Annotated in this window: 11 protein-coding genes and 1 pseudogene; 4 read left to right on the top strand and 8 right to left on the bottom strand. The window is 62.0% G+C overall.

Annotated elements, in window-relative coordinates; translation table 11 throughout:
- Positions 1 to 111 precede the first annotated feature (111 nt).
- Entirely contained in the window at positions 112 to 1,212 is a 1,101-nt protein-coding gene (locus C2L66_RS06850) for a polyamine ABC transporter substrate-binding protein (protein WP_054934521.1), read from the bottom strand.
- Between the two features lie 547 nt (positions 1,213 to 1,759).
- On the opposite strand from C2L66_RS06850, the gene C2L66_RS06845 reads away from it, so the two are divergent.
- From C2L66_RS06845 to C2L66_RS06835, 3 genes and pseudogenes are all read left to right on the top strand, one after another.
- Positions 1,760 to 3,061, top strand: a complete 1,302-nt coding sequence (locus tag C2L66_RS06845; RefSeq protein WP_060601195.1) for an Nramp family divalent metal transporter — start codon at positions 1,760 to 1,762, stop codon at positions 3,059 to 3,061.
- A 249-nt stretch (positions 3,062 to 3,310) separates the two neighbouring features.
- Positions 3,311 to 3,448, top strand: a pseudogene (locus C2L66_RS06840) (phospholipase A); the annotation flags it as partial.
- Positions 3,449 to 3,550: 102 nt separating this feature from the next.
- Positions 3,551 to 3,754, top strand: a complete 204-nt coding sequence (locus C2L66_RS06835) for a DUF1289 domain-containing protein (protein WP_054934518.1) — start codon at positions 3,551 to 3,553, stop codon at positions 3,752 to 3,754.
- A gap of 119 nt (positions 3,755 to 3,873) precedes the next feature.
- On the opposite strand, the gene C2L66_RS06830 is transcribed toward C2L66_RS06835, so the two are convergent.
- The 5 genes from C2L66_RS06830 to C2L66_RS06810 form a co-directional block, all read right to left on the bottom strand.
- Positions 3,874 to 4,518: an OmpW/AlkL family protein gene (locus C2L66_RS06830; RefSeq protein WP_054934517.1), complete on the bottom strand. Its 645-nt coding sequence runs from the start codon at positions 4,516 to 4,518 to the stop codon at positions 3,874 to 3,876.
- Between the two features lie 96 nt (positions 4,519 to 4,614).
- Positions 4,615 to 5,805 carry an NAD(P)H-dependent flavin oxidoreductase gene (locus C2L66_RS06825; protein WP_054934516.1) on the bottom strand — a complete coding sequence of 397 codons (1,191 nt, stop codon included), beginning with the start codon at positions 5,803 to 5,805 and terminating at the stop codon, positions 4,615 to 4,617.
- A gap of 185 nt (positions 5,806 to 5,990) precedes the next feature.
- Positions 5,991 to 7,427 carry an aldehyde dehydrogenase family protein gene (locus C2L66_RS06820; protein WP_060601201.1) on the bottom strand — a complete coding sequence of 479 codons (1,437 nt, stop codon included), beginning with the start codon at positions 7,425 to 7,427 and terminating at the stop codon, positions 5,991 to 5,993.
- 170 nt (positions 7,428 to 7,597) lie between these two features.
- Positions 7,598 to 9,190: an ABC-F family ATPase gene (locus C2L66_RS06815; RefSeq protein WP_060601204.1), complete on the bottom strand. Its 1,593-nt coding sequence runs from the start codon at positions 9,188 to 9,190 to the stop codon at positions 7,598 to 7,600.
- A 98-nt stretch (positions 9,191 to 9,288) separates the two neighbouring features.
- Positions 9,289 to 10,197 carry an NAD(P)-dependent oxidoreductase gene (locus C2L66_RS06810; RefSeq protein ID WP_098021536.1) on the bottom strand — a complete coding sequence of 303 codons (909 nt, stop codon included), beginning with the start codon at positions 10,195 to 10,197 and terminating at the stop codon, positions 9,289 to 9,291.
- A 172-nt stretch (positions 10,198 to 10,369) separates the two neighbouring features.
- Between C2L66_RS06810 and C2L66_RS06805 the strand changes: the two genes are divergently transcribed.
- Positions 10,370 to 10,579: a dodecin gene (locus C2L66_RS06805; RefSeq protein ID WP_035990918.1), complete on the top strand. Its 210-nt coding sequence runs from the start codon at positions 10,370 to 10,372 to the stop codon at positions 10,577 to 10,579.
- Between the two features lie 198 nt (positions 10,580 to 10,777).
- Here the strand turns inward: C2L66_RS06805 and C2L66_RS06800 are convergent, their stop codons facing one another.
- A complete protein-coding gene (locus C2L66_RS06800; RefSeq protein WP_054934512.1) occupies positions 10,778 to 11,872 on the bottom strand; it encodes a BMP family ABC transporter substrate-binding protein in 1,095 nt (364 codons plus the stop codon).
- Positions 11,873 to 11,949: 77 nt separating this feature from the next.
- Positions 11,950 to 12,879 (bottom strand): ABC transporter permease, encoded by a 930-nt coding sequence (locus C2L66_RS06795; protein ID WP_054934511.1) that lies wholly within the window; start codon positions 12,877 to 12,879, stop codon positions 11,950 to 11,952.
- Positions 12,880 to 12,898: the final 19 nt, after the last annotated feature.

The following is a 12,898-nucleotide window of genomic DNA, read 5'->3' as shown; positions in this document are numbered from 1 at the left end:
TGCTGCTTCTCTCCCTGCATTTGACGAACAAAGCCCCCGGCTGGATACCGAGGGCTTCATGATGATGCTTGCCTGCACTATCGTCTGGCTCAGACTGGCTCAGTGACGAAGTCAGCGGCCGGACTTGAACTCGGTCCACAGCCGCGTCTGCAGACGCTGGATTTCAGGCGGCAGCGGCTTCAACAGGAACAGCGTCTTGACGACGTCCGCCGGCGGATAGACGGCGGGATCGTTCGCGACATCCTTGTCCACGTACTTGCGCGCTTCCGTGTTCGCGCTCGGATAGTAGACGGCGTTGGTGATGGCCGCGTGGACCTGCGGCGTCTCGATGTAGTTGATCCACTCCATCGCCGCTTCCTTGTTCTTCGCGTCCTTCGGGATCGCCATCACGTCGAACCACACGGGCGCGCCGCCCTTCGGAATGTAGTAGTCGATCTTGTACGCCTTCTTCGCTTCCGCCGCGCGATGCTTCGCGATCACGACGTCGCCCGACCAGCCGTAGGCGAAGCAGATGTCGCCGCCGACCATGTCGTTGATGTAGCCCGACGAGTTGAACTGCGTGATGTACGGACGGATCTTCTTCATCATCGCGAGCGCTTCGCGATAGTCGGCCGGGTTCGTGCTCATCGGATCCTTGCCGATGTAATGCAGCGCGGCCGCGAACATCTGGTCGGGCGCGTCGAGCACGGAGACGCCGCATGCCTTGAGCTTCGAAATGTTTTCCGGCTTGAACAGGACGTCCCAGTTGTCGAGCGCGACGCCCTTGCCGAGAATCTGCTGCGCCTTGGTGACGTTGTAGCCGAGGCCCGTCGTGCCGTATGCCCAGGGCACCGAGAACTTGTTGCCCGGGTCCGCGCCCGCGACGAGCGCCATCAGCGCGGGGTCGAGATACTTGAGGTTCGGGATCTTCGACTTGTCGAGCGGCGCGAAGATGCCCGCTGCGATCTGCTTGCCCGCGTAGTTGCTGGTCGGCACGACGATGTCGTAGCCTGAGTTGCCCGTCAGCAGCTTGGCCTGCAGCGTGTCGTCGCTATCGTAGTTGTCGTACTTGACCTGAATGCCCGTCTGCTTGGTGAAGTTCGGAATCGTGTCCTTGGCGATGTAGTCCGACCAGTTGTACACATTGAGTTGTGTATCTTTTGCCGCCGCCGACAGGAAAGGCGTCGCGCACAGTACCAGCGCAGCCAGTTGGCCCACCACCCGTTTCTTCATTCCGTTCTCCGTTCTGACCAGCGCGAACCGGTCGCTTACCCCGCTTCAAGCCGCTGTACGCTGCCTGCGGCTACCCTTGAAAAACCCGAAAACTACCATCAATCGATGCCCGATTCAAAAAAAACCGCCAGATGTCGCGCAAAGGGTACAGCGCGCGGTTCTGTGGCCGGGTTCCGGCTTACAGACGGATTCCATGCGGTTCCGGCATCGAGCCTGCCGCCGGCGGCCTGTCGAGGCTGAACAGCGGCACTCCGTCCCGCCACATGCATCGGGTCGGCACAGCCGGCACGCCGCTGCAAAATTGGCCGCAATTTTATCGGGTTATCGCGTCCTGTCCACCCGAAAAAAACCTTGCTTCCTGCATCGAGCCTTCCTGCGCCTTGCTCGCCCCTGAAGCGGACTGCATCCCGCCCCTTACCCTCTTTCACCATCACTATAGACTGTCAAATTGGCCCAGATAGTGGTCGCGGCTTTATGCATCCGGGTGCAGTGGACTGCATGGCATGCCGATTGCCCCGTGGAGTGCGTCTTTCCCCGTCACAGTGCAATGAACTCGAACCCGTTCGCGTTGGATCCGTCCCGCCGCCGGCGCCGCCCAGGCTCGAAGCCGCCGCGCCGCGGCACCTGGCTGCCGTTCGTCGGCTCGGGCGCGCTGGTCGCGATCGGCTATATGGACCCCGGCAACTGGGCGACCGCGCTCGCGGGGGGCGCGAGCTACGGTTACACGCTGCTGAGCGTCGTCATCATGTCAAGCCTGATGGCGATGCTGCTGCAGTGGGTGTCGTCGCGCCTCGGCGTAGTGACGGGCCGCGACCTCGCGCAGCTGTGCCGCGAGCGCACCGGTCCGCGCATGACGCTATTCCTGTGGATCACGAGCGAGATCGCGATCATCGCGTGCGATGTCGCCGAGGTGGTCGGCAGCGCGGTCGCGCTGCAGTTGCTGTTCGGCGTGTCGCTGACGGCGGGTGTGCTGATGTCGGCAGTCGGCACCTTCGCGATGCTCGCCTTGCAACGGCACGGACAGCGCACGCTGGAGACGGTGGTGGTCGCGCTGATCCTGTTCGTCGGCCTGTGCTTCGTGATCGAACTGGTGCTCGCGCGGCCCGACTGGCGAGCCGCGCTGACGGGTGCGGCGCCCAGCCCGGAACTGCTGCGCAATGCCGGCATGGTATGGCTCGCGGCGGGCATTCTGGGCGCCACGGTGATGCCACACAACCTGTATTTGCATTCGTCACTCGTCAAAACGCACGCGCGCTCCGCCGGCGACGCCGACATTGCCGATGCCTTGCGCGGCGTCAACTTCGGCACCTTCAGCGCGCTTTCATTGGCTTTCGTGATCAATGCGGCGCTGCTCGTCGTGTCAGCGGCCGTCTTCCACGCGAGCGGCCATCGCGCCGTGACCGACCTTGCCGATGCGCACCGGTTGATCGCGCCCATCGTCGGTTCGCACTGGGCGGCTATCCTGTTCGCCGCTGCGCTGCTCGCGTGCGGCCTGAGCGCGACCGTGACGGGCACGCTGGCGGGTCAGGCGGTCATGGAAGGCTTCCTGCAGATCCGCCTGCCGCGCTGGCAACGCGCGCTGCTCACGCGCGCGCTGGCGATCGGCCCGGCGCTCGTCGCTGTCGGCCTGTTCGGGCCGCACGGCTCGGCACAGTTGCTGGTAGCGAGCCAGGTGGTGCTGAGCCTGCAACTGCCGCTCGCCGTCGTGCCCTTGATCCGCTTCGGATCGGACAGCCAGCTGATGCACGGCTGGCGCGTGCGCGGCGCCCCGCTCGCACTCGCGTGGATGTGCGCCGCGGGCATCATTGCACTGAATGGCGCGTTGATCTGGGAAACAGCGACCGGTTGACTGGACGCGTCCGGATGCATTCGACTGCCGCCCGCTTCGTTGCACGCGCGCGTGCGGCGCGCGCTTTGTAAGTCGTCTTTTACAATGACTTGATCGCAATCCGTGTCGGGACACTGCATCGAGCCCCTACACGCGATTGCGCCGCAAGTATGAAAATGCATTGAGGACGTTCGCAGCAAAGTGCAATGCAAGGCAATGCATACGAAGTTCGTTGCAGATCCCGTCGTCGACGGTTCTGCAGCGTGCACATTGGCCAGGCTGCTCGGCAGCAGCGCATGGGGTGGGTATCTGTGGGTCGGCTACTTCAACGGCTACGGCGAAGATCTGCTGGACTACAACAAGCGTCAGCACTGGATGGCGCGTATCGGCTACAGCATCGCGCGATGAAGTTCAATGCATGTCGGCCGAGCGCGAAATGGGTGCAGGAAGCCGACTGCGCTTTTGGTTTACCATAGCGGACCGCACGCATTTCCCGTTCAAGGTATCTCGATGTCATCGAATCTGCACGACCTTCCCGACAGCCCCTGCATCGGCGTCTGCTCGACGCTTTTCGACGAAGTCTGCAAAGGGTGCGGCCGCACGGCGACGGAAGTATCGAACTGGGTGTTTCTGACCGATGAGGAAAAGCGCGCCGTCTGGACGCGCATCGAGCTCGAAGGCACGGCGATGCGATTCAAATTCGACAAGCTGTGATGCATCGTCTGTTGGGCGGATGCACCGCGCCGCTGCGCATGCACTGATCCGCCAGGCGAAAACGCCGGCTCATAACGAGCCGGCGTTTTTCATTGCATCAACGTTGAGACGAGCGGTACTCAGAACTTCATCCCGACACCCACGCCGACGATCAACGGATCGATATGCAGCGTGCCGAGCGATGCACCATTGAGCGATGCATCCGTCTTCATCCAGACCTTCTTCACATCGACGTTCGCGAACACCGATTTCGTCAACTGCACGTCGACGCCTATCTGCAGTGCCGGACCAAAACTGCTGCGCTTGACGGAAATCTGCTGGTCGCCCGCATGCAGCCCGTCGTTGTAGAAGTACGTGTAGTTCACGCCCGCGCCGACATAAGGCCGAACCTGCCCCTGATGATTGAAGTGATACTGCAGCAGCAGCGTAGGCGGCAGCACGTTGACGCCGCCCAGGTCGCCGAGGTTCGAAGTCAGTTGATGCCGCGACGTGCCGAGAATGAGTTCCACGCCGATGTTGTCGCGAATCATGTATGTGAAGTCGAGTTCAGGCACGGTCGCGTTGTTGACGTCGACATTCAGGGCGGACAGCGTGTCGCTCGTACGCACCTGCGGCATGATACTGATTGCGCGCAGACGCACGAGTATGTCGCCGGCATGAATGCCCGAAGTCGGGTCGCCGTCTGCCGCGAATGCGTGTGAAGTCATCAGCGCCAGCCCGGCTGTGCACAATGCTGCCCCGATGGATCGAATTTTCTTGTTCATAAGCTACCCTGATTTTCTTGTGTGGTTGCGCGAGGTGCGAAGAATCGCGCACGTGAGCATTGTCGGCGTTCCCCTACGCGTGCTCTTTGACCCCCATCAACCCAGCGAAAACGCAAGCCGCCCTGCGACCACCGGTCGCGCCGCACCTGTCAACAGCAGTTCGAGAAGATCGCGCACGCTGCGGATCGCAGTGCCGAACGGCAAGGCTTCGCGTCCACGAAAAAACAGGCCGTTGTTCACGTCGCCGCGCAGTGCAGCCGCAAGGCGCGTATCGATGCAGAAGTGCCCGAACTTTTCAATGCCGTCGCGCAAACCACATGCACTCAGGCATTCGAGTGCGGTCGGGCACGCGCGTGTGAGTGCACCGATTTTTGTCCGGATGCGCGATTCGTTGCGCAGATAGCGTTCGAGCCACGGCGTCTTCACGGCGCGCGCCGGCAGGCCCGTCACGCTGACGAACTCGACGATGTCTTCGGACGTCGCATCGGCCAGCACGCGCTTGAAATTCGGATGGGCATCGCCCTCTTCGGTGACGGCGAACGGCGTGCCAATCTGCACGCCGTTCGCGCCTGCTTCGAGACACGCACGCACCGCTTCATGACTGTTGATGCCGCCTGCAACGATCACCGGCACTTCACTTCGACTGATCTGCAGTGAAGTGAATATCTCGTCGATTTCCTGCAGTACGCGTGTGAACTCGAAACGCGCATCGTGCATGTCGTCGAGATTCGTCACGCCGAGGTGACCGCCTGCATGCGCCGGGTGCTCGATCACGATCGCATCGGGCAAGCGGCCCTTCTTCATCCACTTCCTGAGCACGACGCCAACGCCCCGGCTGTCGGACAGAATCGGGATCAACGCAATGTCGCGTCCTTGCGTCAGGTCGGGGAGATCGAGCGGCAGGCCTGCTCCCATGACGATCGCGTCCGCGCCCAGCTCACAGGCGATCCGGACATAGTCCGCATGCGCGTTGACCGCCTTCATCACGTTGACGGCAATCATGCCGCGCCCTTCGCTGAGGGTTCGGGCGGCATGAATCTCACGTGTAAGCGCGATGCGGTTGGCGTCTTCGAGCGTCGCGCGGTCGGGGGTCGCGCGGCAGCGCTCGAGCAGGTCCGCGTGGTGATGGCGCAAATCGATGCTGGCGATCGTGCCGAGTGCGCCTTCGCGCGCCACGCTGCCCGCAAGCCGATGCGCGGACACGCCGACACCCATGCCGCCCTGCACGATGGGTAACAGCGATCGCCCGCGAATCACGAGCGGTGCAAAGGGATGAGATGGAAACATGAGAGGCCTCCGTCGCCGATGGGATTCGACGAAAAGCCTCGATGGTCGCAACTGGCAAATGCAGTATCTTGCGTGAGGTCAAACAAAAAGCGCGTGCCGGCCATCGACACGCGCTTTCGTTGCGCTCCGTCATCGGTTGTGCGTGCGCGTCGACATGAATTGCCCCGTGTCGCGCTCATGCAAATCTATGCAGGCTTGTCCACCTTCAATTGCATCGACTTGTACTCCAGATACTCTTCGAGCCCGTAGGTGCCGTTCTCGCGCCCGTGTCCCGACTGCTTGTAGCCGCCGAACGGTGCGGCCATGTTCCATGCGCCGCCGTTGATATCGACCTGTCCGGTGCGGATACGCCGCGCGACGCGGATGGCGTGCTCATCGCTCCCCGCCCATACCGCGCCGCCGAGTCCGTACACCGAGTCGTTAGCAATGCGCACGGCTTCGTCTTCGTCCTTGTAGGTAAGGATGGTCAGCACGGGACCGAAGATTTCTTCCTGCGCAATCGTCGCCTTGGGATGCACGCGGCCGAACACCGTCGGTTTCACGAAAAAGCCCTTTGAGATTCCATCCGGCATGCCGGTGCCACCCGTGATGAGCTCGGCGCCTTCTTCGATGCCACGCGCAATATAGTGCTGTACACGAGACTGCTGCGCAGCGGAAGCCAGCGGACCCAGACGTGTCGTTTCGACGCGAGGATCGCCTGCGACAAATGCTTCGGCCGCCTTCTTCGCCAGGTCGCGCGCTTCGTCATAGCGCGATTCGGGCACGATCATGCGCGTGTGCGCCGAGCACGTTTGGCCCGAATTCAGGAAGCACGCGCCCACCGTGCCCTTGATCGCCGCAGCGAAATCCGCGTCGTCGAGAATGACCGACGCCGATTTGCCGCCTAGTTCCAGCGCAACTCGCTTCACCGACGCGGCCGCCAGTTCCGACACGCGCTTGCCAGCCCGTGTCGAGCCGGTGAACGACACCATATCGACGGATGGATGGCTCGCGAGCACTTCACCGACCACGGGACCATAGCCGCTCACCAGATTGAACACGCCGGCGGGCAGCCCGGCTTCATGAATTGCTTCCGCCAGCACGAAGGCATTCAGCGGCGCCACTTCCGACGGCTTGAGCACGATAGTGCAGCCAGCCGCAAGCGCGGCTGCCACCTTCAGCGTGACCTGGTTTAGCGGATAGTTCCACGGCGTAATCGCGGCAACGACGCCGACGGGTTCGCGCACGACGAGCGAATTGCCGACCTGCTCTTCGAACTGGAATTCACCCGCGAGCTTCGCATAGGCCCGCCAGTTATACACGGGACCGCCGACCTGTATCGCGCGGGCAAGCTTGACCGGCATGCCGACTTCACCGCAGATGTAGCCCGCGAGTTCATCGGTTCGCGCCTTGAGATTGTCTGCAATTTTTTGCAAGTACGCGCCGCGCTCCTTCGGCGGCGTCGCGGCCCAGCTGTCGAAAGCAGCGCGTGCAGCGGCAATGGCCGCCTCGGCATCGGCTTCGACGCCCTCGGGAATGCGGCCCATCACTTCTTCCGTGCCCGAGTCGATCACATCGATCATGCCTGTGCCGCACGGCTTGATCCATTTGCCGGCGATGTAGAAATGCTCGAAGGTCTTCATTGTCTTGCGTCCTGTCTCCTGGATAGTCTGTCCATTTTACTCGTGGCAAAACGACGCGATCGGACACGCACAAGAGGAATCGGCGCGAGAGCGCAAGATACATCGGCAGCGGGCAATAAAAAACCCGCTTCGTAAGAAGCGGGTTTTCGCCTGAATCAATGCGGTAACGCTTACTGCACGCCCTGACTCGAAAGGAAGTCTTCGTAGTTGCCGCCGAAGTCAGTCAGCGTGCCATCCGTCTTCACCTCGATGATCCGGTTCGCCAACCCGCTCACGAATTCACGGTCGTGAGAAACGAAGATCAAAGTACCGTCGTATTTGTCCAGCGCGATCTGCAGCGATTCGATCGACTCCATGTCCATGTGGTTGGTCGGCTCGTCCATCAGCAGCACATTGTGGCGACCGAGCATCAGCTTACCCCAGATCATGCGGCCTTTCTCGCCGCCCGACAGCACTTTCACCGACTTCCTGATGTCGTCTGCATTAAACAGCAGCCGGCCCAGCGTGCCGCGCACCATCTGCTCGTCGTCGCCTTCCTTGCGGTACTGGTCGATCCAGTCCATCAGCGTGACGTCGCTCGGGAACTCTTCGTACGTGTCCTGCGGCATGTAGCCGACGTTCGCGTTTTCGGCCCACTTGACCGAACCATGGTCGACACTCAGATTACCGAGCAGCGAACGCAGCAGCGTCGTTTTGCCCGCGCCGTTCTCGCCGATGATCGCGATGCGCTCGCCCGGTTGCACACTGAGGCTGAAGTTGCTGAAGATCGTGCGGTCGTACTTCTTCGTAATGCTGTCCGCGACCACTGCAATATTGTGCAGCTTCTTCTCGTACTCGAAGCGGATGAACGGGTTCTGACGCGACGACGGCTTGAATTCCTCGATCTTGATCTTGTCGATCATCTTCAGACGGCTGGTTGCCTGGCGCGCCTTCGACTTGTTGGCCGAGAAGCGGCGCACGAAATCCTGCAGGTCGGCGACACGTTCCTTGGCCTTTGCATTCGCAGCCTGCTGACGCTCGCGCGCCTGCGTGCTCGCGAGCATGTAGTCGTCGTAGTTGCCGGGGTAGACCTTCAGCGTACCGTAGTCCATGTCCGCCATGTGCGTGCAGACCTGGTTCAGGAAGTGTCGATCGTGCGAGATGATGATCATCGTCGAGTCGTACTCGTTCAGCACGTCTTCGAGCCAGCGGATCGAGTTGATGTCCAGATTGTTGGTCGGTTCGTCGAGCAGCAACACGTCCGGCTTCGAGAACAGCGCCTGCGCGAGCAGTACGCGCAGTTTCCAGCCCGGCGCGACGTTGCTCATCGGACCATTGTGCAGGTCTATCGAGATACCGATGCCGAGCAGCAGTTCACCCGCGCGCGCTTCGGCCGTGTAGCCGTCGTACTCGGCGAACTTCGCTTCCAGTTCGGCTGCGTGCATGTAGTCGTCGTCGGTCGCTTCCGGGTTCGCGTAGATCGCGTCGCGTTCGGTCATCGCCGCCCACATTTCCGTGTGGCCCATCATCACGACGTCGAGCACGCGCACGTCTTCGTAAGCGAACTGGTCCTGGCGCAGCTTGCCAAGACGGACGTTCGGCTCGAGCATCACGTTGCCCGAGCTTTGCTCCAGATCGCCGCCCAGGATCTTCATGAACGTCGACTTACCACAACCGTTCGCGCCGATCAGGCCGTAGCGGTTGCCTTCGCCGAATTTGACCGAGATGTTCTCGAACAGGGGCTTCGGCCCGAATTGCATGGTGATGTTGGCAGTAGACAGCACGGCGCGTCCCTTTGAATGATAGATCGGCGAAAAACCTAGTATTTTAGCAGGTTATCGCATCACGCGCGCCGCGCTCCAGGCCTGTCGCGAGTGTCCTGCTACCCTTTTTTACGCGGCGTGTGCAACACGTCGATGAAACCGGACAAATCTGCATCCGCCAGTCCCATGGCTGCACCGAGACGCAACAGTTGCTGCACTGCGCCCGAAACCGGCATTGGAGTGCCTGTTTCGTAAGCGGCGGCGGCAATGGTGTCTGCATCCTTCTGGAACGTGCTCAGCGCGCCGATGGGCGGCTGACCCGACTCCGTCATGCGCGGCACGAAGGTCTGCAGCAGCACCGAGTCGGCCCAGCCGCCAGCGAGCGCCTGCGTCAGACGTGCGGCGTCGATGCCGCTGCGCTGCGCGAGGCTGACGGCCTCGGCAATGGCCGCCACCGTCGACGTCACGATCGCCTGGTTGCACAGCTTGGTGGTCTGTCCGGCGCCCGCTGCGCCCATGTGCGTGACGCGAGCCGCATAGGACTCGATGACGGGCGTGACGGCCGTGACGTCAGCGGCCTCGCCGCCGGCCATGACAGCGAGCGTTCCGGCGATCGCGCCCGCCACGCCACCCGAGACGGGCGCGTCGATCCAGCCGATGTTCGCTTCCGCCGCCCGCGCGGCGAACGCGCGCGTCGCCGACGGTGGGATGCTGCCGTGATCGACGATCCAGCGCACGCGGCTGTTGCCTTTCGCCTCGAGCACGCCCGGTACGATGCCGTTCGCGCCGAACACGACTTCTTCGACAGCCGCCGCGTCGAGCACGCACAGGAAAATGGCTTCAGCCCTGCCGACGAGTTCAGCGGGTGTCGACGCGACCGCCGCGCCGTCCGCCACCAGTGCCTCCGCTTTGGCTCGCGTGCGGTTCCACACCTGCACTGCATGACCTGCACCCAGCAAATGACGAATCATGGGCGCCCCCATCAAGCCCGGTCCGCAAAAACCGATCTCCACTTCTCTCTCCTCCATTTAATGCACCGCACGCAACGGACTGCCTCCACCGCCGAACGACGGCATGTGAACTGTTCATCATACCGGCCGCATCGCGTTGCAGCATGCCGGGCACGCGATGTGCGGCATGAATCGAGTTCGACACGCAACAGTCATTGCCTATACTTTTTGGACCATCAGGAGGTGAATCATGAGCGACCACGTGTACAAGCAGATCGAGCTAACGGGCTCGTCAACGAAGTCCAGCGACGACGCGATCCGCTGCGCGATCGAAAAAGCCGGAAAAACACTGCGCAATCTGCACTGGTTCCAGGTCATCGAAACGCGCGGTCACATCGAAGACAACAAGGTCTCGCACTGGCAAGTGACACTGAAGGTCGGATTGCGGATCGACGATTGAGGCCGGGAGGAGTCGCGCAGCGGGTTGCATGAAGCGTGCAGCCTGCAGGCGGCACGATCCGCGCAACCATGAAAAAAGCTGCATCCGGTACAAAACCGGATGCAGCTTTTGGCGTTAGTGCATGACGCGACAGACGCGCACTGCATGCCTTTCAATCGCGGAAAGCAAACCCCGCACGAATCCCGCGCGCCTGCGGCGTCACTTCGGCAACGAACCGTCCACGCCTTCGACGTACCAGTTCAGACGCTGCAGTTCAGGATCGGCAAGCGTCTTCCCAGCCGGCACTTTCACTGCACCCGTCTGGTCCTTGATCGGGCCCGTGAACACATCCCACTTGCCGCTTGCCAGTTCCGCGCGCTTCGCGTCGACATCCTTCATCGCGTTGGCGGGAATTGCCGTCGTGTTCATGTCTTCGAGATTGACGGCCTTCTGCGGAATGCCCCACCACACGGGATCGTTCTTCCACTTGCCGTCCAGCACCTGCTGGATCGCAGCCGAGTAGTACACGCCCCAGTGCGCGACCACCGAACCCAGATGCGCCTCGGGACCGAACTTCTTCATGTCCGAGTCCCAGCCGAATGCATGCACATGCTTTTCCGCAGCCGTTGCCAGCGTCGCGCTCGAATCGGTGTTCTGGAGCAGCACGTCCGCGCCCTGCCCGATCAGCGTTTCGGCGGCCTGCTTTTCCTTGCCCGGATCGAACCAGCTGTTGATCCAGATGACCTTCGTGTGCACCTTCGGGTTCACCGAACGCGCGCCGAGCGTGTATGCATTGATGTTGCGCACCACCTCAGGAATCGGCACGGAAGCGACGAAGCCGAGTGTATTCGTCTTCGTCACGTAACCAGCGGCGACGCCTGCCAGATAGGCACCCTGATACATGCGAACGTCGTACGTGCCGAAGTTTGCTGCCTTCTTGTAACCCGTTGCGTGGAGGAAGACCGTGTCGGGGAAGTCCTTCGCAACCTTGAGTTCGAAGTCCTGGAAGCCGAAGCTCGAACCGAAGATGATCTTGTTGCCCTTGTTCGCCAGATCGCGGAACACGCGCTCCGAGTCGGCGGACTCGGGCACGTTCTCGACACGCGTGATCTTGATCTTGTTGCCGAACTTCGCTTCCGCTTCCTTCGAGCCCTGGTCGTGCGCGTAGGTCCAGCCGGCATCGCCGGGGTTGCCGAGATACACGAATGCTACGCCAGGGACATCGGCCGCCTGCGCACTCTGCGTCAGCGCGCCGCCCGTCGCCAGCGTTGCGGCGGCCAACGCCAGTGCGCTCAGCATGGTTCTTTTCTTCATGTTTTCTCCTGTCGTCGAATCAGATGTTTTTACTTGATGAACTGGCATGCACTGTCATGCATCGCTGGACGCCGAGCTCAGCCCGCCGCGAAGAACGGCTTGCCGAGCGACGCGGGCGCATTCAGGCGAATCGTGTTCGGATTGCGCGAAATCAGCACGAGCACAACGACCGTTGCAACGTACGGCAGCATCGCGAGGAACTGCGTCGGCACCGGAACGCCGATCGCCTGTGCATAAAACTGCAGGCCCGTCACTGCCCCGAACAATAGTGCACCGATAAGCAGACGCCCCGGACGCCACGTCGCGAACACGACGAGCGCCAGCGCAATCCACCCACGACCTGAAGTCAACTGCTCCTGCCACAAATGCAGATTGACGATCGAGTAGTAGCCGCCGGCGAGCCCGGCCATCGCGCCGCCGAACAGCGTCGCGCCATAGCGCACGCCGATCACGGGAAACCCGACCGAATGCGCGACCTGCGGCGACTCGCCGACCGAGCGCAGCACCAGCCCGGCGCGCGTGCGATACAGAAACCAGCCGACGACGCCGAACATGATGAACGCGAGGTAGTCGAGCGGCGTCAGGCTGAATAGTGCAGGTCCGAGCACGGGAATCTTCGAGAGGCCGGGAATGACCCACGTGCCGATCGACTCGCGCACGGCCGCCGACGTGTACGGCTTGCCGACATAGGCCGACAGGCCGATACCGAAGATCGTCAGCGAGAGCCCGGTCGCGACCTGGTTTGCGAGCATCGACAGCACGAGAAACGCGAACAGCAGCGACATTGCGATGCCCGCGCCGATCGCGGCGAGCACGCCGAGCCACGGGTTGCCCGTCACGGCCGTCACCGCGTAGCCGGTCACGGCGCCCATCAGCATCATCCCTTCCACGCCGAGGTTGAGCACGCCCGACTTCTCGGTGACGAGTTCGCCGACGCCGGCGAACATCAGCGGAATCGCTGCGACGACGGCACTCGACGTGAGCGCGCTGGCTTGTTGAATATCCATGAGATTTGATCTGTTTCGA

Origin of the sequence: Paraburkholderia caribensis, from assembly GCF_002902945.1 — a bacterium.
Classification (GTDB): Bacteria; Pseudomonadota; Gammaproteobacteria; order Burkholderiales; family Burkholderiaceae; genus Paraburkholderia; species Paraburkholderia caribensis.
The sequence above is the reverse complement of the archived record's forward strand: the minus strand, read 5'-3'. Positions and strand labels throughout refer to the sequence as shown.

What these genes read in the sequence shown, in the direction of transcription:
- C2L66_RS06850 (WP_054934521.1), bottom strand. Translation starts at nt 1,212, where the DNA reads ATGAAGAAACGGGTGGTGGGCCAACTGGCTGCGCTGGTACTGTGCGCG.
- C2L66_RS06845 (WP_060601195.1), top strand. Translation starts at nt 1,760, where the DNA reads ATGAACTCGAACCCGTTCGCGTTGGATCCGTCCCGCCGCCGGCGCCGC.
- C2L66_RS06835 (WP_054934518.1), top strand. Translation starts at nt 3,551, where the DNA reads ATGTCATCGAATCTGCACGACCTTCCCGACAGCCCCTGCATCGGCGTC.
- C2L66_RS06830 (WP_054934517.1), bottom strand. Translation starts at nt 4,518, where the DNA reads ATGAACAAGAAAATTCGATCCATCGGGGCAGCATTGTGCACAGCCGGG.
- C2L66_RS06825 (WP_054934516.1), bottom strand. Translation starts at nt 5,805, where the DNA reads ATGTTTCCATCTCATCCCTTTGCACCGCTCGTGATTCGCGGGCGATCG.
- C2L66_RS06820 (WP_060601201.1), bottom strand. Translation starts at nt 7,427, where the DNA reads ATGAAGACCTTCGAGCATTTCTACATCGCCGGCAAATGGATCAAGCCG.
- C2L66_RS06810 (WP_098021536.1), bottom strand. Translation starts at nt 10,197, where the DNA reads ATGGAGGAGAGAGAAGTGGAGATCGGTTTTTGCGGACCGGGCTTGATG.
- C2L66_RS06805 (WP_035990918.1), top strand. Translation starts at nt 10,370, where the DNA reads ATGAGCGACCACGTGTACAAGCAGATCGAGCTAACGGGCTCGTCAACG.
- C2L66_RS06800 (WP_054934512.1), bottom strand. Translation starts at nt 11,872, where the DNA reads ATGAAGAAAAGAACCATGCTGAGCGCACTGGCGTTGGCCGCCGCAACG.
- C2L66_RS06795 (WP_054934511.1), bottom strand. Translation starts at nt 12,879, where the DNA reads ATGGATATTCAACAAGCCAGCGCGCTCACGTCGAGTGCCGTCGTCGCA.